Annotated in this window: 14 protein-coding genes; 9 read left to right on the top strand and 5 right to left on the bottom strand. The window is 40.7% G+C overall.

Annotation, left to right across the window (positions count from 1 at the left end; translation table 11 throughout):
• Together BVH04_RS13935 and BVH04_RS13940 are read left to right on the top strand one after the other, a co-directional pair.
• Window positions 1–2,293: T9SS type A sorting domain-containing protein (locus BVH04_RS13935; RefSeq protein ID WP_140160592.1), on the top strand; the 2,293-nt coding region annotated here is incomplete at its 5' end.
• A 181-nt stretch (window positions 2,294–2,474) separates the two neighbouring features.
• Window positions 2,475–4,316 carry a M1 family metallopeptidase gene (locus BVH04_RS13940; RefSeq protein WP_240510933.1) on the top strand — a complete coding sequence of 614 codons (1,842 nt, stop codon included), beginning with the start codon at window positions 2,475–2,477 and terminating at the stop codon, window positions 4,314–4,316.
• A 68-nt stretch (window positions 4,317–4,384) separates the two neighbouring features.
• On the opposite strand, the gene BVH04_RS13945 is transcribed toward BVH04_RS13940, so the two are convergent.
• Both BVH04_RS13945 and BVH04_RS13950 read right to left on the bottom strand, forming a co-directional pair.
• Window positions 4,385–4,561 carry a histone H1 gene (locus tag BVH04_RS13945; protein WP_086542086.1) on the bottom strand — a complete coding sequence of 59 codons (177 nt, stop codon included), beginning with the start codon at window positions 4,559–4,561 and terminating at the stop codon, window positions 4,385–4,387.
• Window positions 4,562–4,658: 97 nt separating this feature from the next.
• Window positions 4,659–5,909 (bottom strand): aminotransferase class I/II-fold pyridoxal phosphate-dependent enzyme, encoded by a 1,251-nt coding sequence (locus tag BVH04_RS13950; protein WP_086542087.1) that lies wholly within the window; start codon window positions 5,907–5,909, stop codon window positions 4,659–4,661.
• Between the two features lie 178 nt (window positions 5,910–6,087).
• Here BVH04_RS13950 and BVH04_RS13955 point away from each other — a divergent pair, with 178 nt between their 5' ends.
• From BVH04_RS13955 to BVH04_RS13965, 3 genes are read left to right on the top strand one after another with little or no spacing between them, the layout of a single operon-like run.
• Window positions 6,088–7,584: an acetyl-CoA carboxylase biotin carboxylase subunit gene (locus BVH04_RS13955; protein WP_086542088.1), complete on the top strand. Its 1,497-nt coding sequence runs from the start codon at window positions 6,088–6,090 to the stop codon at window positions 7,582–7,584.
• A gap of 1 nt (window position 7,585) precedes the next feature.
• Window positions 7,586–8,884 (top strand): DUF1015 domain-containing protein, encoded by a 1,299-nt coding sequence (locus BVH04_RS13960; RefSeq protein ID WP_086542089.1) that lies wholly within the window; start codon window positions 7,586–7,588, stop codon window positions 8,882–8,884.
• Window positions 8,847–9,452 carry a Maf family nucleotide pyrophosphatase gene (locus BVH04_RS13965; RefSeq protein ID WP_240510934.1) on the top strand — a complete coding sequence of 202 codons (606 nt, stop codon included), beginning with the start codon at window positions 8,847–8,849 and terminating at the stop codon, window positions 9,450–9,452. Before BVH04_RS13960 ends, BVH04_RS13965 begins: the two co-directional genes overlap by 38 nt.
• Before the next feature lie 163 nt (window positions 9,453–9,615).
• On the opposite strand, the gene BVH04_RS13970 is transcribed toward BVH04_RS13965, so the two are convergent.
• From BVH04_RS13970 to sdaAB, 3 genes are read right to left on the bottom strand one after another with little or no spacing between them, the layout of a single operon-like run.
• Window positions 9,616–10,929, bottom strand: coding sequence for an efflux RND transporter periplasmic adaptor subunit (locus tag BVH04_RS13970; RefSeq protein ID WP_086542090.1), 1,314 nt, complete (start codon window positions 10,927–10,929; stop codon window positions 9,616–9,618).
• A gap of 3 nt (window positions 10,930–10,932) precedes the next feature.
• Window positions 10,933–12,282, bottom strand: coding sequence for a TolC family protein (locus BVH04_RS13975; protein WP_086542091.1), 1,350 nt, complete (start codon window positions 12,280–12,282; stop codon window positions 10,933–10,935).
• 7 nt (window positions 12,283–12,289) lie between these two features.
• Window positions 12,290–12,967 carry an L-serine ammonia-lyase, iron-sulfur-dependent subunit beta gene (gene sdaAB / locus BVH04_RS13980; protein WP_086542092.1) on the bottom strand — a complete coding sequence of 226 codons (678 nt, stop codon included), beginning with the start codon at window positions 12,965–12,967 and terminating at the stop codon, window positions 12,290–12,292.
• Window positions 12,968–13,131: 164 nt separating this feature from the next.
• Between sdaAB and BVH04_RS13985 the strand changes: the two genes are divergently transcribed.
• The 4 genes from BVH04_RS13985 (at window position 13,132) to xylA (ending at window position 18,578) form a co-directional block, all read left to right on the top strand.
• Window positions 13,132–13,944 carry an aminotransferase class IV gene (locus BVH04_RS13985; RefSeq protein WP_169714438.1) on the top strand — a complete coding sequence of 271 codons (813 nt, stop codon included), beginning with the start codon at window positions 13,132–13,134 and terminating at the stop codon, window positions 13,942–13,944.
• A gap of 119 nt (window positions 13,945–14,063) precedes the next feature.
• Window positions 14,064–15,707 (top strand): sodium/sugar symporter, encoded by a 1,644-nt coding sequence (locus tag BVH04_RS13990; protein ID WP_086542094.1) that lies wholly within the window; start codon window positions 14,064–14,066, stop codon window positions 15,705–15,707.
• A gap of 11 nt (window positions 15,708–15,718) precedes the next feature.
• Complete coding sequence (locus tag BVH04_RS13995) at window positions 15,719–17,221, top strand: xylulokinase (RefSeq protein ID WP_086542095.1); 1,503 nt, start codon at window positions 15,719–15,721, stop codon at window positions 17,219–17,221.
• A gap of 43 nt (window positions 17,222–17,264) precedes the next feature.
• Window positions 17,265–18,578, top strand: coding sequence for a xylose isomerase (xylA, locus tag BVH04_RS14000; RefSeq protein WP_086542096.1), 1,314 nt, complete (start codon window positions 17,265–17,267; stop codon window positions 18,576–18,578).
• Window positions 18,579–18,637 lie beyond the last annotated feature (59 nt).

Consider the following 18,637-nt stretch of genomic DNA (forward strand, 5'->3'; position numbering starts at 1 on the left):
TTTCCCTGTGAGAATTACTCAAGTAATCTATACTGCTATTGATGTGGCGGGTAACCAGTCAATCTGTAGCTTCAATGTTACGGTGACCGACGATGAATTACCAACTGTAATTACCAGAAATAGATCATTTACTATTGATCAGGAAGATGAGTTAATTCTAGAAGCTTCCGATATAGATGACGGATCTTCTGATAATTGTGGAATTCAGTCCTTTGGGTTAAGTAAGACATTGTTTACAGCAGCTGACGAAGGTGAAAATATTGTCACGCTTACAATTACTGATGTGAACGGAAATCAAGGATTTGGACAAGCCATTGTTACTATTATAGTGAATGCTATTGATCCAAGTGATCTGGATTTAGATGGTGATGGATTTACACCAAACCAAGGCGATTGTCATGATTCCGATGATACTATTTACCCAGGCGCTCCAGAGCTTTGCGATGGCAAAGACAATGATTGTGATGGATTGATAGACGGTGAAGATCCGGATGCAGTTGGCTTGAATACCTACTTCCGAGATCAGGATGGAGATGGCTATGGAGATTCAGCAAGCACGATCGAATCTTGTAATATGCCTGTGGGATATGTAATCAACTCAGATGATTGTGATGATACGGATGAATTGATAAATCCTGGAATACCTAACAGCTGTGATGAACCATGCGATAGTCAATTGACAATCCTGTCTATTTCCAGTCCTTTAGATCCAAAACCTGTTTACTCCAAGATTAAAGTTTCTGCTATGGTTGTGGGATCTGTCGAAGAAGCTTATTGGGATTGGGATGATGGAACTACTACATCTGTTGATAATTCTGGTTCTGGCTATAATCCGCGTCATAAAATCTCGACAGCAAGCTCTAGCAAATTTAATCCATCGTTTAATTCCCATTTCTTTTTCTCTCATTACCACGATTGGAATTGTGATGATGACGATTCTGGATATGGTGCCCAACATTACTATAGAAAACCGGGTGTTTACCAGCCTAAGTTGGTTGTAATCGATAATTGTGGTAATCGGATTGAGCGATTAACTGATCTAGTTGTGATCTATCATCCATTTGGATTCTTTGTAGCAGGAGGAGGGACTTTCTGGTCTCCTAAAGGCGCCTACACAACTAATCCAAATACTGAGGGCCGGGCCAATTTTGGATTTGTAGCCAAATCTAGGTACGTAGGTAATAAGGTGGATAGGAATTCAGAATTCCAGTTTAAAATTGATGGTTTGATCTTCAAAAGTTCTTCCTATACTGATATGTCCTTGGTACTTTCCGGTTATAAAGCAGTCTTCAAAGGTCGCGGTAGTATCAATGGGCAATCAGGATATTCATTTATGATTTCCACAATTGACAGCGATAAAAAGTATCCGTTTAATAAGTGGTACTATAAGAAGGCTGATAAGATTAGAATTAAGATCTGGAAAACTGCGACCAATGAAGTTGTCTATGGTAATGAGAAAGGAGCTTCCGATAGCAAAGAAGCTACCACTAATCTAACTGGTGGAAAGGTTTTGGTACAAAGTCCTTTTGGACATAACTGGTCTGTCAGAGAATCAGAATTAATCATGGTGGACTGGAATACTTCCAAAGAGGCACTTCAGGATAAACTGAATAAAGTAGAAGAGGAGCTTTCTGGAAAAACAGTAGTTTGGGATATGAATCTGTATGACCCAATTTTAGAGGGTGTACAATTTGTAGGTGGCTTGTTGAAAGACTCTTTATCCTCTGTCTCTTCTGAAAATATCCAAGCCTCGGTGTTGGTACTAGACAAACCTGCTCCGATTGACATTCAGCTCTCTGCAAAACTAATTCCGCTTAATGTAAGAACTGGCAGCGTAGTCGGGATTTTGCAAACTGTCGATCCGGCTGATGATTACCATGAATATACTATCATAGAAAATCCAAACTTATATGTAGAGGAGAATCGATTGATTTGGAAAGGCGGAACAGTTGATATGAAGTCTTTCTCCATTAATGTAGCTAGTAAGGATATTGTGGGGAATGTAATTGAAAAAGACTTCACTTTATCTCGTGAAAACGTGCCTAACACAGTACGTGTTTATCCTAATCCAGCTTCACTAGAAACAAACGTAAAAATAGATTTCTCAACGCCATCGATCGTTACTTTGAAGATGTTTGATGCAGCGGGCAGATTAGTCTTGGAGGAATCTGGAGATTATGAAAAAGGATTTATCCGAAAAATAGATCTAAGAGAATTGAGCAATGGATTATATCAAGTTCAAGTGCAGATCAATTTTGAAACAATTACTAAGCGGCTGATTAAAGTCAATTAATTGAGGAGTAAATAATAGAGCGCTTGGAGTTTGTTCCATGCGCTCCATTATTTATAATTAAAATGATTACCTATTGGCTGCAACCATAATTAAATTTTTGGGAATAATTTACTCCCAATTTTTGACTGATGGTTTGGGATCGCTTTTCTAATTGGTTTTATTTATAAAAAATTACATGATTATGCATATTAATTTGGCTAAGCCTATTTACGGGCTTTTTCTTTTAATGGTACTTAGTAGCGGAGTCTCTGCCCAGACAGGTAGATTCCAGCAAGCTGCGAATTATCAAATGGACGTCAATATGGACGTCAACACCAATCAATACACAGGAACTCAAGTATTGATTTATACCAACAATTCTCCTGACACGCTAGATCGGGTGTTTTATCATCTGTTCTACAATGCTTTTCAGCCAGGCAGTATGATGGACGAGAGATCCAGAAGCATTGCTGATCCAGACCGTAGAGTGGGCGATCGCATTAGCAAATTGAAGCCAGATGAGATTGGTTATTTAAGAGTAAGTAGCTTAAAAATGAACGGTAAGGATGTTGATTACAAAGAAGTTGGGACAATACTGGAAGTTGAACTTACTGAGCCTATCCTTCCAAATTCAGACGCCAAATTCGAAATGTCTTTCAATGGCCAAGTACCTGTGCAGATCAGAAGATCAGGAAGAGATAGTGAAGAAGGAGTGAGATATTCTATGTCTCAGTGGTATCCTAAAATGTCTGAATATGACGAGCAAGGTTGGCATGCTTACCCATATATCGGGCGTGAGTTCTATGGTATTTGGGGTGATTTTGATGTGAAGATCTCCATCGACAAAACTTATGTGTTGGGTGGAACAGGTTACTTGCAAAATCCAAACGAGATTGGTCATGGCTATGAAGATGAAGGAGTGAAAGTAGCTCCTGCTAAAGGAGCTAAGCTGACGTGGCATTTCAAAGCGCCAAAAGTTCATGATTTTATGTTTGCCGCTGATCCTAACTATCGTCACGATAAATTATTAATGGATATTGGAGTGACTGTGCACCATCTTTATATCCCATCAAACGAAACTACCGAAAACTGGGTGAAGCTTATGGAATACACTCCAAAAGCCATTGAGTTTATGTCTGAGCATTTTGGTGAGTACCCTTATGAGCAATATTCGGTAATTCAAGGCGGTGATGGTGGAATGGAATATCCTATGTCCACTCTTGTAACTGGCGGCCGCAACCTAAATGGGCTTGTTAGTGTGATGGCTCATGAATTGGCACATAGCTGGTTTCAGGGTGTAATAGCTACAAATGAAGCCCTTTATCCTTGGATGGACGAAGGTTTTGCCAGCTATGCGTCTGCTCTCACCATGTCTGATATATTCCAATCCAGCGAAGCTCCTCTAAGAGGCTCTTACGCCGGATATTTCAGGTTAGTCAGTTCGGGCAAGGAAGAGCCGATGAGTACTCATGCTGATCACTACCATACTAATGCTGCCTACAGTTCTGCCGCTTATTCAAAGGGTGCTGTGTTTTTAGCTCAGATGGGTTACATCATTGGCGATGAAGCTAAAGATGAAGGAATGCTGAACTATTGGAATACATGGGGATTTAAACATCCAAATGTGAATGACTTTATTCGAATCATGGAGAAGGAGAGCGGCTTGGAGCTAGATTGGTATAAGGAATACTTTGTAAATACTACCAAAACCATTGATTATGGGATCAATTCAGTAAAAGCTCAAGGCGAGGAAACAGATATTACACTGGAGCGAATTGGTTTGATGCCGATGCCTATAGACTTGGTGATTACTTATTCTGATGGCTCATCCGAGATGGTGTATTTGCCTCTGGAAATCATGAGAGGAGAAAAAGCGCCTGAATCCGGTGCTGCAACGCGGGTGATTTCTGAAGATTGGCCTTGGACAAATCTTACCAAAACTATCAGAATCAACAAAAAATCAAACACAATCAAATCCATTGAGATAGATCCTAGCAAGAGGCTAGCAGACATCAATCAGGAAAATAATAAAGTGGTGTATTAAGTCTCTCTTTTAGATGAAATTGCATAAAAAAAGGTGACTGATTAGTCACCTTTTTTTTGTTGCGGGAATCATCCTTCGTTCTTTTTGTCTTGAACTTCTTTACGAATGTCTTGAGCCACGTTTTTCAAGTCTTGCATTCCTTTTCTAACTCGTGTACCAGCTGCGGAATTTCCTTTGTCGTAGAACTTTTCGAAATCGTTTTTAAGAGAATTCACCAGTTCGCTTACTTCACTAAATTTGCTCATAGTAAAAGTGTTTTTTAGGTTGATGATAAGTTTATTGCAAATCAATATAGCCCAAATACTTACTAAATCAATCCTGAGGCCATTTTATTTGCTTTTTTTACTCACCAACTGAAATCGCAAACTCGGAATTTTTATATACTCCACTAGTTAGTTTTTCCTTTATTGCCGCAAAAGCGGTGATGGTCTCTTCTACATCCTGAAGTGTATGCACTGCAGTAGGAATTAATCTTAAGATAATCATTCCTTTAGGTATCACCGGGTAAATTACTACTGAACAGAAGATAGCGTAGTTTTCTCTAAGGTCCTGAGTCAATGCGGCAGCCTCACCTACAGTACCATTTAGCACCACAGGCGTCACTGGAGAGTTTGATTTTCCTGTGCTGAAGCCATTGTCATGAAGTCCTTTCCTAAGTGCTTTCACGATTTTCCAAAGATTGTCTTTCAGCTCAGGTTGAGTTCTCAATAGCTCAAGACGCTTTAATGCTCCAGCTACAAAAATCATAGGAAGAGACTTGGCAAAGATCTGAGAACGCATATTGTATCTCAAGAATAAAATCACCTCTGGATCACCAGCGATAAATGCCCCGATGCTTGCCATAGACTTGGCGAATGTAGAGAAGTAAAGATCTACCTGATCCTGTACACCTTGCTCTTCATCTGTACCGGCACCGGTGTTACCCATTGTACCGAAACCATGCGCATCGTCAATGAGTAATCTGAAATCAAACTTCTTTTTAAGCTCAACGATTTCTTTCAGCTTGCCCTGATCTCCAGTCATTCCAAATACACCTTCGGTAATCACAAGGATTCCTCCTCCAGTTTCATTGGCAAGTTTAGTTGCTCTTTCCAGCTGCTTTTCACAGCTTTCAATATCATTATGTGGGAAAACGTAGCGCTTTCCCAAGTGCATTCTAAGTGCATCAATGATACAGGCATGACATTCTGAATCATACACTACTACATCTTTTCTATCAAGAAGTGAGTCTATCACAGACATGATGCCTTGATATCCGTAATTCAACAAATAGGCCTTCTCTTTGTGGACAAAAGCTGCCAATTCATCCTCAAGTTGCTCATGAAGGCTGGTCTGCCCTGACATCATACGTGCTCCCATTGGATAAGCAGCACCGTATTGAGCAGCTGCATCTGCATCAGCTTTACGTACTTCCGGATGATTTGCGAGGCCTAGGTAATTATTCAAACTCCAGGTTAGAACATCCTTCCCCTGAAATTTCATTCTCGGAGCAATTTCGCCTTCTAGTTTGGGGAAGGAGAAATAGCCATCAGCGAACTCAGAGTGTTTGCCCAACGGGCCCATGTTCATTTTTAATTTTGCAAATAGATCCAAAGCTTTCGAATTTAAGTGTTAGTGGATTTAATGATCTGTTCATTAAAATCCGTCAAAAATAAAACTTATATGCCTGACATGCAAAAAACGGTAGCGAAACAAATGATTCTTTACAAAGCTCAGATTATTTTCTTTATTTAGCCGAAACCCAAAAAATCAGCTTTTAATACCAGAGATAATGGCAAAAATCAAAAAAATACTAGTTGCAAATAGAGGAGAGATCAGCTTGCGAATCATGCGAACTGCCCGAGAAATGGGCATTGCGACGGTAGCTGTTTACAGTGAGGCAGATAGACTTTCTCCACATGTGCTTTTTGCTGATGAAGCGGTCTGTTTAGGGCCACCACCTTCAGCGAAGTCCTATTTATTGGGAGACAAAATAATTGCTGTGTGCGTAGAGCTAGGCGTAGATGCAATACACCCTGGCTATGGCTTTCTTTCGGAAAATGCTGATTTCGCCAGAAAAGTCCAGGAAGCGGGATTGATTTTTATTGGACCTTCGCCAGAAGCTATCGAAGTCATGGGAAGTAAGCTTGCTGCAAAACAAGCCGTTGCAAAGTATGATATTCCGTTGGTGCCGGGTACAGAGGAGGCTATTTCTGATATTCCTGTTGCAAAAACGCGTGCTGCCGAGATTGGATACCCCATTCTGATCAAAGCGAGTGCAGGTGGCGGAGGCAAAGGAATGAGGGTAGTTGAGAATGAGGCCGAATTTGAGGAACAAATGCAGCGTGCCGTCAGCGAAGCTCAGTCTTCCTTTGGCGATAGTGCGGTGTTTATAGAAAAGTACATCAGCTCTCCCAGACATATTGAGATTCAAGTGCTGGGAGATCAGCAGGGAAATATTCTATACTTGTTTGAGAGAGAGTGTTCCATTCAGAGAAGACATCAGAAAGTGATAGAAGAGGCTCCATCGGCGGTTGTTTCTCCTGAGATGAGAAAGGCTATGGGGGAAGCAGCGGTCGGCGTAGCAAAGGCCTGTGACTATTATGGAGCTGGCACCGTAGAATTCATTGTCGATGGGGAATTGAATTTCTTTTTCCTGGAAATGAATACCAGACTTCAAGTCGAGCATCCGGTGACAGAGATGATCATTGGAAAGGACCTTGTTCGAGAGCAAATATTAATAGCAGAGGGAAAACCACTTTCCTTTACTCAGGATGATTTGAAAATCAACGGACATTCCCTGGAAGTACGTGTCTATGCAGAAGATCCAAAGAACAACTTCCTCCCAGATATCGGAAAACTTGAGACGTATAAACGTCCTCAAGGGGCTGGGATTCGTGTTGATGATGGTTTCGAAGAGGGAATGGACATTCCGATCTATTATGATCCTATGATTGCCAAATTGATCACTCATGCAGAAGATCGTCAGTCAGCGATTGAAAAAATGGTGCGGGCAATTGAAGATTATAAAATTGTTGGGATTCAGACTACGCTTGATTTCTGCAAGTTTGCGATTACTCATGATGCTTTTGTGAGTGGTGACTTTGATACCAAATTTGTAGAGAACTATTTCAGTCCATCGGTTTTGGAGCAGGAATTTTCCGAATCAGAGTTGGAGTTACTATCAGCATTGGCTGTCGAGTTTTTCACTAAAAATAAACCTTCAGGACTTTTGAAGTCTGAATCAATTTCCAATAAAGAATCAGCTTGGAGAAATAGACTTCAGTAAGATGGCAGAGATACTACCTTTAAAAGCTTGGCGATATGCCGAAGCTTTGACTCCTAAAATGGAGGAATTGACAGCGCCACTTTTTGATGTGGTCTCAGCTCGTCAGCGGAAATTACTCTATGAGAATCCTCTGAATAGCATACACCTCTCAGTTCCTAAGGGAGAAAACCCCGCTCAAAATGCGCAGGAAACACTCCTCGATTGGAAATCTGATGGAATAATCCATCAGGATGCACAGCCTGGAATCTACGTGTACTATCAATATTTTCGCTTGCCGGGAGAGCATGATGAGCGCTGTAGAAAGGGATTTATTGCTCAGATCAAGGCTTATGAATGGAGCGATGAAGTCATTTTGAGGCATGAGAATACTATCGTTTCTGCTGTGAATGACCGGATTGAATTATTGCGACAAACGCAAATTCAGGCTAGTCCTACACACGGACTGTATGAAGATACCGAGGAGCAGCTAGAGAATTACATGGATGAGGCTATTGCAAATCCACTCTATGAACTTGAAGATTATCAGGGAGTAAGAGAAGTGATGGCAGTGATCCAGGATCCCGATATTATCCGATGTTTTTTGGAGGTATTAAAAGACAAACAAGTAATTCTGGCGGATGGACACCATCGACTCGAAGGAGCAATAGAATACCGAAAGTCAATGCAGGGGAAATTGGCTGAGTCACGCTGGAAAGGACATGATTATCACCTGATGTATCTTACCAATACAAGCGGAAATCATCTGAAAATACTTCCAACACACCGCTTATTTTATGGATTGGAGTTATCGCAGGATTTATTATTGGAAAAGATTAAAGAATGGTTTGAGGTGAAAAAATTTGCTGATCCTGAAGAATTGGAGGCTTATGCTTTTCACAAACCTCATACCTTTGGATTAGTAATGGGAGAGGAGAGCTACACCCTGAAATTGAAAGCGGGAAAGATGGATCTGATGAATCTACACTTACCCGAAAGTATCAGGCAGCTTGATTTGGCAGTGCTTCATGAGGTGCTGTTTGCAAGAATATTGAATATCCCGGTAGCTGATCAAAGAAACTCTGATCAACTTACTTATGAGCGTAATTTCTCCAGGTGCATACATGAAGTCCGCTCAGGCAAAGCAAGCTTTGCTGTCATTACCCGAGAATTAGAGATGGAGCAAGTTTTGGAAGTATGTAGAAGCGGTGAAGTGATGCCTCAGAAATCCACCTATTTCTATCCAAAAGCGCTGGGTGGATTGCTTTTCGCCAGTATTAAACAAAATGAATTTGATTTCGACTATGGAGCCTTTTTTGAGTAATCTAACCAAAAAGAAAATTATACTCGCCTCTAATTCCCCCAGACGCCAAGAATTGCTGAAGGGATTAGGAATTGATTTCGAAGTGAGAGTTAACACCGTGGATGAGACCATCCCAAAGGATATTCAGGCTGAGTACGTGGCTGCTTATCTCTCCAAGTTGAAATCTGAGTCTTTTACAGAGAAACTTATTGAGAATGAAATTCTCATCACTTCAGATACGGTGGTGATAGCTGATGGACATGTCTTAGGCAAGCCCAATACTGAAGAGGAAGCTTTTGATATGCTTAAAAGCCTCTCAGGCTCATCTCATTCGGTGATGACAGCGGTTACATTCAGAGATAAGTCCAGACAAATCACGCTGGAGGATGAAACGAAAGTGACTTTCAGATTTCTGGAGGAGGAAGAGATCTGGCATTACATACGTCACTACAAACCAATGGATAAAGCTGGTGCCTATGGTATTCAGGAATGGATAGGATTCATGGGAGTGGAGCGGATCGAGGGTTCCTATTATAATGTGATGGGTTTTCCACTTCATCTGGTTTATGCTCAGTTGAAAAAATGGTAGGAGCGAATAATCGTTCGCCCCTAATGTGCATCTTGTTATGTCCTAGTCAGGTGACTTGAACCAAATAAATCGTAATAAAAAGCCCTGTGAAATTAATTCGCAGGGCTTTTTTGGTTTTATAATAGGTGAAAAGTAGGGGCAAATAATCTTTTGTCCCTACTTTTTAATCCTTCTTAATTACCATAATTTTCCCTTCTACAGGAGCTACTTTATCACCTTCTTTCAGATCCTTACTTACGATGAAGTAGGGACCCGAGATGATTTGCTCACCTTCCGTTAAGCCTTCCAATACTTCTATATTCTGGAAATCAGAAATACCTGTTTTGATTTCTTTCAATTTGGCAACGCCTCCATCATTTACAAATACCAATTCCTTTGCACGAGTAGTTCCTGCTACCAGCGTGTCTAGCTTATTCTCCCTAGTCGTCACTGCAGCTAGAGGAACAGCGAGTGCGTCGCTTTTAGAGTTTGTAAGAATCTCCACTGAAGCAGTCATTCCTGGACGGAAAGGATATTTCTTGCCTTCACTTACCAAGTCTTGATAAGAATCATTTAAAATTCTGATTTTGACCTTAAATTCTGTTACTGCATCTGCCGATGCTTTGACGTTGGCAGTATTGGCGATGCTGGTAACTACACCTTTGAAAGTCTTACCTGTGTAAGCATATGAATCGACATCGATAATAGTAGTGTCTCCCATGCTCAATCTCACGATATCATTTTCATTGACATCTACACGAACTTCCATTTTAGAAAGATCAGCGATAGTCAACATCTCAGTACCTGCCATTTGTTGAGTTCCTACCACACGTTCACCTTGCTCTACGAGAAGATTAGATACAATCCCGCTTACAGGAGAATAAACATTGGTTAATCTCAGGTTTTCAGATGCTTCATCTACTGATGCTTGAGAACTTTTTACCACAAATTCTGAGGCGCGAACACTTTGCTTTGCGGCTTCCAAATCTTTTTGGGAAGAAATGTAATCAGCCTGTGCTTGCTCGAAGTCTGCTTCAGAAATAGCTTTCTGCTCATAAAGAATCTTCTGTCTATTGAAATTTTGCTCAGCCTGGGTGTATTGTGCCTCAGATCTCTGCAATGCAGCACGGGATTGAGAAAGATTAGCTTCCTGCTGACTGAAGTTAGCTTTGGTTCTATCCAGCGCTGAGATAAAATTATCAGGCCTGATTTTAACCAAAAGTTTTCCTACAGCTACAGAATCACCCTCTTGTACATTGAGCTCAATGATCTCACCTGCCACGTCAGGACTTAGGTTAACTTCTACTTCTGGTTGGATCTCACCGGATGCACTTACTTTCTCAATGATTGAGACTCTTTTTACGGTAGCCACTTCTACTTGAGTTTCTTTGTCTCCGCCTACCCAGCCGGCATTTTTGGCGATTACTGCAAAAATAACTAGGACTACTATACCTCCAAGGAGGTAATACAATAACTTATTTGATTTCTTATTGGCCATGGTTTAATTAAGATTAATTGGATTACCCAGGTAAAAATCAAGAACTTTTACTCTGAAAATATAAGTGTATTTAGCGTTTAGCAAATCAGCCTGCGCATTGAAAAGATTGTTTTGGGCTACCTGAAAATCTACCGAGTTGATTGCTCCAAGGTCAAAGCGTTGCTGTGAAATTCTAAAAGTTTCCTTGAGGCTCTGAACTTGCACAAGGGATGATTCATATGTCAATTGTGCTGCAAGGGCACTGTTGTAAGCAGTTTCGATATCATTTCTTAACTGATTCTCTGCTTCCAAGGCTGCTACTTCACTGATTTGCTTCTGCACTCTTGCTCGCTGTACATTAGCCTTATTGTTCAGCCTGGAAAAAAGAGGTATGCTTAATTGAAGATTTAGAGCTTCAGAAAGGTTGTTGTCTATCTGTTGACCAAAGGTTGGTCTTTCCCTGCCAAAAGATTGATCTACATAATTGGAAAATATGTTTGCTCCGATTCCTAGAGTAGGAAAGTAACCTGCTTTGGCGAGTTTGACTCCATATTCTGAACTCAAAATATTTGCCTGGGCTGCTTTGATTTCGGGCATTGTTTCAATAGCAATTTGGTAAATGTCTTTGGGAGTTTCAGTAGCCATCAGAGATTCATTTATTTCGAACTTGGGCTCGATTACTGAGAAATCAAGAGTATAGGGTATTTGTAATGCCTGAGCTAGATTTAGCTTTGCGATGTTATAATTGTTTTTGGCATTTACCAAATTTACCTGATTGGTGGCATTTTGTGCCTGTACATCCAGTTGGTCAGACAATGGCAAAGACCCAGCATCGACCAATTTGGTAGTGCGAGTCAATTGATCCTTAGTTGTTAATAGCTGATTTTCAGCAACATTTACCTGTTCTCTATTAAATACGACATTGATAAATAAATTGATAATATTTAGCGTAATGTCATTTTTTGTAGCTTCAATGTTGTACATCCCAGCTTCCAAATCCACCTTCGATTGCTTGATTGAATTATTGATTTGGTTGCCTGCAAAAATTGTTGCATTCGATGAAGCAGAGACGTTGATATTACCAATCCGTGCAGTTTCAAAAAGGTTTGTAACTGGGTTAATAGATCTACCCCATCTATATCCAGAGCTTGCTCCAGTAGTAAAATTTGGGTAGCGTTGCCCTTGGTTTTGGAGTAGTGTGGCTTCGTTGGTAAGTTGGTTTAGTTCGCTTCTTTTCAGCGTCAGGTTATTTTCCAATGCAATTTTGACAGCTGTTTCTAAGTCGATGGGACTAGATGGAATCACAGTTTCTTGTGCAAAAGTTGAAAAACCAATCCCAGTCGCCAAGGCTAAGCCTAGTAGGAATTTTCTCATAGTGTAGTTAAAGGTCAATGTCAGGTATGTAAATTAATTCTGTAATCCAGGATAATGATTTAAGGTAATTTAGTGTGATTTCTTGTATACCGGAGTCCATTTCTATCACGTGGCATGCAAGGTCGTTCTTGCCCTTTCTAGATACAGACATGGTAGCAATGTTGGCTTTTTCCTGAGCGATCACAGCAGAAATGAATGCGATGGCTCCTGAAATATCTTTAGCCTTGATTATAAGTGTATGATCAGCAGCAGAAAAATTTGCGACAAATCCATCAACTTCTGAGATGTTAATCAATCCACCACCTAAACTTTCTCCTACGACTTCTACGGTTCTATCATCTTTTCTCAGGTTTAGTTTAATCGTATTTGGGTGATGGATGGAAGAGTTCCCAATTGATTTGAACCGGAAAGTAAATCCTTTTTCTTTAGCTATTTCAAGAGCAATTTTGATGTTTGGATCGTCAGTTTTAAAATCCATCAGGCCACCAATTATCGCTCGGTCACTTCCATGTCCTTCATAAGTTCTTGCAAAGGAATTATAAAAGGTGACAGTAGCATCGTCAGGTTTTCCTCCCAAAACACGAACGGCAGCTCTAGCGATTCTTACGACTCCCGCTGTATGCGAGGAGGATGGGCCTATCATTATTGGTCCAATCATATCAAAAACGCTACTTTTTTTTGCCATTTGGGTCTATTGTTCCAATTTTGATGCTAAGGTAAATCGTTCTTATGATTTCATGCAACTATTAATATTTATTGTGCAGAATCGATTTAAATGGTAACATGTTTACATAGTTTAACATTTTCATTTTTTACAAAACAATAGTTTGACCGATTATGAACAGTTTTATGACCGAAATCGTAACAATTTTCCAGAAATCCCCTGCTGCCAAGACTTGGTTCTGTGAAGATGGTTTAAAGTTGCCTAACAGAGCTACTAGTTATGGGGATGGACTGTTTGAGACCATGGTCTGGGATCAAAATCACGTACGTTTTTTTGATAAGCATTTGCAGCGCTTGAAGAGTGGAATGGAGGTTTTGGGATTAGATGCTTCCATGATTGCTTCCCATGAGCTGATTTCACTATTGGAAAGCTTCGTGTCAGGTAAACGAAAGCGAATTCGATGGACTGTTTTCCGTGCGGGGCTAGGTAAGTACACACCAGAAAGCGCTGAAGTGTCGCAAACTTTGCAGATCACCGAGTTTAGCGCAGCTCCGAGCATAAAAGAGAAAGTTGATGTTTCCTCAAAAGTTCAGTTGTTTCCCACACTTTGGAGTTCATTTAAGACTCTTAATGCTTTACCCTACGTTTTGGCAAACGTAGAGAGAAAAGAGAGAGAATTGGATGAAATAATTCTACTTGATTACAGAGGTTATATTTCCGAATCTGGTTCCTCAAATATTTTTTGGATAAAAGACGGGATTGTTTTCACCCCCTCATTGAGCTGTAGTTGTATTAATGGGGTGAGTCGTCAACTAATTCTGGAGCATCTAGATAGAAATTCATTGCTTTATAAAGAAGGGGAATTTAATATTTCAGAATTGGAAGATGCTTCGCATGTTTTTATAAGTAACTGCACAGGCATCAGTTATTTGGCGAGTTTTGGACAGAGGAAGTTTTCCACTCAGCCAACATTATTTTTAAACCAAATATTTGAATGATTTTTAAATAGGCATTTTTTTATACTGACCTTATATCTAAAATATTATCTTTAACGGCCTATTCTAATAAGATTAGTCGCTTACCCAAACTAACTGCCCATAACCTAACCTAACAATTTATGCTCTTAGAACCTTTAGATTTAGCCGTCTTTATCGGCTATTGTTTACTTATCATCGGAATGGGTATTTTTGTGTCCCGTGAGAAGAAAGGACATGTTAAGAACTCATCCGATTACTTTCTTGCTTCTAAAGCATTGCCATGGTGGGCAGTAGGGGCGTCTTTGATTGCTTCCAATATTTCTGCAGAGCAGTTCATTGGTATGTCAGGATCTGGTTTCGCCCTAGGATTGGCCATTTCTACCTACGAATGGATGGCTGCCGTCACCTTATTGGTAGTTGCTATTTTCTTTTTGCCGATTTATTTCAAAAAAGGTATTTATACAATGCCTGGATTCTTACTCGATCGATACGATACTAGAGTAAGAACCACCATGGCAATCTTCTGGTTGCTACTTTATGTTTTTGTCAACCTTACCTCAGTATTGTATCTAGGAGCTTTGAGTTTGAATACCATACTCAATGTGCCAATGGGTTACGGAATTTTTGGATTGGCACTTTTTGCTATGGTGTACTCCATTTATGGCGGACTGAAGGCAGTTGCATGGACAGATGTGATCCAGGTGGTCTTTTTGATAGCAGGTGGGCTTGCTACTACATACATCGCTCTTCAGATGGTTGGTAGTGGTGACGCGTGGGAAGGGTTAGGATTGTTGAGAAGAGAAGTCCCTGGACACTTCTCTATGATTTTGTCTCGAGGTGAAATGATGATACCTGATGGATCTGGTGGAACTCGTGATGCCTATCTCGATCTCCCTGGGATTTCCGTATTGGTAGGAGGTATGTGGATTACCAATCTCAGCTATTGGGGTTTCAACCAATATATCACACAACGAGCATTAGCTGCAAAAAGCCTCGACGAAGCCCAGAAAGGGATGATTTTCGCAGGTTTCTTGAAATTACTTATGCCACTGATCGTGGTGATTCCCGGTATCGCAGCTTTTGTAATTGTGAAAAACGGAATAGACGTTGGTTTTATAGAATCAATGAAAGATCCAGTTACTGGACTTATAAAATCAGATAGAGCCTATCCGACATTACTTCAATTATTGCCAGTAGGATTGAAAGGCCTTGCATTTGCAGCTTTGACAGCAGCGATTGTCTCTTCATTAGCTTCTATGGCCAATAGTACCTCCACTATTTTTACAATGGATATTTATAATAAATACATTGGAAAAGGCGCTTCTGAAGCGAAGCAGGTAAAAGTTGGCCGAATAACCGCATTAGTTGCTTTTGGTGTAGCCTCTGTTGTCGCTCCAGCATTGGGTGAATTGGATCAGGCATTCCAGTTTATTCAGGAATATACTGGATTCATTAGTCCTGGTGTATTTGCCATTTTCTTCTTTGGCGTGTTCTGGAAGAAGACAACTTCAAACGCCGCATTGACAGGTGCTGCACTGAGTATCCCTCTTTCTGTGGTGTTGAAAATTGTTTTCCCAGATCTGCCTTTCATCGATAGAATGGGTATCGTGTTTTTGATTCTGGCTGCGTTGATGATCGTAATTAGCTTGGTAGAGGGTAAAGGAAAAGATCATCCAAACAGCATTGAGATCAATAAAGATCTGTTCAGTACAAGTTCCACATTTAAAATTGGTGCTGTTCTGATTGCAGGCATTACTGCAGCATTGTATATTGTATTCTGGTAAACATATTATAAATGAGAAGTTTATTATTAGGAATAGACATTGGAAGCTCCTCTGTCAAAACCTCCTTACTAGATGCAGATTCCGGTAAGGCTTTGATATCAAAGGCATTTCCAGAGGAAGAAATGATTATCGATTCGCCTGAGAAAGGATGGGCCGAACAAGATCCTGATACATGGTGGAAGTATGTGCAGCATTCTATCCGCTATGTACTCAGCAAGACTTCAGTAAAGAAGGGAGAATTGAAAGGAATCGGTATCGCCTACCAAATGCATGGATTGGTATTGGTGGATGCGGATCAAAACGTCTTGAGACCGTCAATTATATGGTGTGATAGCCGTGCAGTAAGCATAGGAGAAAAGGCTTTCAAGGAACTTGGCGAAGAGTATTGCCTAAAAAATTTACTGAATTCACCGGGCAATTTCACTGCATCAAAGCTTCGCTGGGTGATAGAAAATGAGCCAGCATTAGCAGCAAAAATCCACAAGATGATGCTTCCGGGTGATTTCATAGCTATGAGATTAAGCGGAGAGATTTGCACTTCCGAAACAGGCTTGTCTGAGGGGATATTCTGGGATTTTCAGAAAAACGGCCTGAGTGATAAGGTCTTGGAAAACTACCAGATTTCTAAATCTTGGATTCCAGAGGTGCTTCCATCTTATTCGATTCAAGGAAGAGTGTCTGCTTTAGCATCTGAAGTTACTGGAATAGAGGAAGGAGTTCCTATTTCATACCGAGCTGGAGATCAGCCTAATAATGCATTTTCACTTCAAGTTCTAAAATCAGGGGAATTGGCGACCACAGCCGGTACCTCAGGTACTGTGTATGGAGTCTCGGACAAGCCACTTCATGATCCTTTATCCAGAGTTAATACCTTTGTCCATGTAAATCACTCCGTGCAAAAACCATCTTATGGTGTTTTGCTTTGTGTGAATGGAACAGGTATTCTAAATAGCTGGCTGAAAAAAATCATGGGGGCAGGTCATATTGAATATGATGAAATGAATAATCTGGGTAGTTCTGTGCCAATAGGTTCTGAAGGGTTGACGTTCATTCCGTTTGGCAATGGATCTGAACGAATCATGCAAAATCAGCATATAGGAGCTCACATGCTAGGCTTAGACCTCCTCAAGCATGACAAAAGACATATGATTCGTTCTGCTCAGGAAGGCATAGTTTCTGCGCTGACCTTTGGTTTCCGGATCATGCAGGAAATGGGATTGGATCTTAAGACTGTGAAAGCCGGAAAAGCAAATATGTTTCTCAGTCCGGTTTTCCGCAAGACCTTCGTTCACATGAATAAAGTTGTGCTGGAATTGTACGATACAGACGGTGCACAGGGAGCAGCCAGAGGTGCAGGAATCGGATCCGGCGTATTTGCTAACGAATCAGAGGCTTTTGCTGGATTGGAATTACTAGAAACAATAGAACCAAATGAGCATTTCTATGAGCAGTATGAAGGAGTATATTCCACTTGGAAGAATCATTTGGAAGCAATCCAACAAATGAACCTATAAGTAAATTTTCAAACCTATAAATACCTAATAAACCTAAGTAAACATGTCAAAAACTTATTTCTCTTCAATCGATAAAATACCTTTCGAAGGTAAGGAAAGCGACAATCCGTTGGCTTTTAGATTCTACGACGAAAATCGTAAAATCGCCGGTAAAACTATGAAGGAGCATTTTAAATTTGCCATTGCCTATTGGCATTCCTTCTGCGGAACTGGTGGAGATCCATTCGGTCCCGGTACTATCGTTCATCCTTGGGATGCAGCCGCTGATCCAATTCAGAGAGCTAAAGATAAAATGGATGCGGCGTTCGAATTCATCACTAAAATAGGAGCGCCGTACTATTGCTTCCATGATATTGACTTGATCGATGAAGGTTCTAGCTTGGGAGAGTACGAGAAAAGAATGCAAATCATCACGGAATACGCCAAGCAAAAGCAAGCTGATACTGGTGTGAAATTACTTTGGGGAACTGCGAACGTATTTAGCAATCCCCGCTACATGAATGGTGCGTCTACCAACCCGGATTTCAATGTGGTATCATGGGCAGGAACTCAGGTGAAAAATGCAATCGACGCGACTATTGCTTTGAATGGCGAGAATTATGTGTTCTGGGGAGGCCGTGAAGGCTACATGTCTTTGCTCAATACAGACATGAAGCGCGAGACAGAGCACCTAGCTCAATTCCTTACGATGGCACGTGACTATGCTAGAAAGAATGGTTTCAAAGGAACATTCTTCATCGAGCCTAAGCCGATGGAGCCTACAAAGCACCAGTATGATTACGATGCTGCTACTGTGATTGGCTTCTTAAGACAGCATGGATTGGACAAGGATTTCAAATTGAACATCGAAGTAAACCATGCTACGTTGGCAGGACATACTTTCCAACATGAATTGCAAGTGTGTGCGGACGCAGGCATGCTTGGAAGCATAGATGCAAATAGAGGTGACTACCAAAACGGATGGGATACCGATCAGTTTGCAATGAACTTGCAGGAAATGACAGAAGCGATGCTTGTGTTGTTGACTTCCTCAGGTATCCAAGGTGGCGGAGTAAACTTTGATGCAAAAATCAGAAGAAACTCTACAGATATGGATGACCTTTTCCTTGCACATATCGGAAGTATGGATGCATTTGCCAGAGGTATGCTGATCGCTCAGGATATTTTGGACAAATCTGACTACCTAGAAAGAAGAAAGAATCGCTATGCGAGTTTCGATTCTGGAAAAGGCAAGTCTTTTGAAACAGGAAATCTTACGCTCGAAGATTTGAGAAACTATGCGGCTGAAGTGGGTGAGCCTATTCAGACCAGCGGTAAGCAAGAGTACTTCGAAAATCTATTGAATAGGTTTATCTAAGTGTCTTTTATAACTAATTTTTGAAAGTCCGGTTGAGATTCCTCAGTCGGACTTTTTTG

This window comes from Algoriphagus antarcticus, from assembly GCF_002150685.1.
Classification (GTDB): Bacteria; Bacteroidota; Bacteroidia; order Cytophagales; family Cyclobacteriaceae; genus Algoriphagus; species Algoriphagus antarcticus.

What these genes read in the sequence shown, in the direction of transcription:
- BVH04_RS13940 (WP_240510933.1), top strand. Translation starts at nt 2,475, where the DNA reads ATGCATATTAATTTGGCTAAGCCTATTTACGGGCTTTTTCTTTTAATG.
- BVH04_RS13945 (WP_086542086.1), bottom strand. Translation starts at nt 4,561, where the DNA reads ATGAGCAAATTTAGTGAAGTAAGCGAACTGGTGAATTCTCTTAAAAAC.
- BVH04_RS13955 (WP_086542088.1), top strand. Translation starts at nt 6,088, where the DNA reads ATGGCAAAAATCAAAAAAATACTAGTTGCAAATAGAGGAGAGATCAGC.
- BVH04_RS13960 (WP_086542089.1), top strand. Translation starts at nt 7,586, where the DNA reads ATGGCAGAGATACTACCTTTAAAAGCTTGGCGATATGCCGAAGCTTTG.
- BVH04_RS13965 (WP_240510934.1), top strand. Translation starts at nt 8,847, where the DNA reads ATGAATTTGATTTCGACTATGGAGCCTTTTTTGAGTAATCTAACCAAA.
- BVH04_RS13970 (WP_086542090.1), bottom strand. Translation starts at nt 10,929, where the DNA reads ATGGCCAATAAGAAATCAAATAAGTTATTGTATTACCTCCTTGGAGGT.
- BVH04_RS13975 (WP_086542091.1), bottom strand. Translation starts at nt 12,282, where the DNA reads ATGAGAAAATTCCTACTAGGCTTAGCCTTGGCGACTGGGATTGGTTTT.
- sdaAB (WP_086542092.1), bottom strand. Translation starts at nt 12,967, where the DNA reads ATGGCAAAAAAAAGTAGCGTTTTTGATATGATTGGACCAATAATGATA.
- BVH04_RS13985 (WP_169714438.1), top strand. Translation starts at nt 13,132, where the DNA reads ATGACCGAAATCGTAACAATTTTCCAGAAATCCCCTGCTGCCAAGACT.
- BVH04_RS13990 (WP_086542094.1), top strand. Translation starts at nt 14,064, where the DNA reads ATGCTCTTAGAACCTTTAGATTTAGCCGTCTTTATCGGCTATTGTTTA.
- BVH04_RS13995 (WP_086542095.1), top strand. Translation starts at nt 15,719, where the DNA reads ATGAGAAGTTTATTATTAGGAATAGACATTGGAAGCTCCTCTGTCAAA.
- xylA (WP_086542096.1), top strand. Translation starts at nt 17,265, where the DNA reads ATGTCAAAAACTTATTTCTCTTCAATCGATAAAATACCTTTCGAAGGT.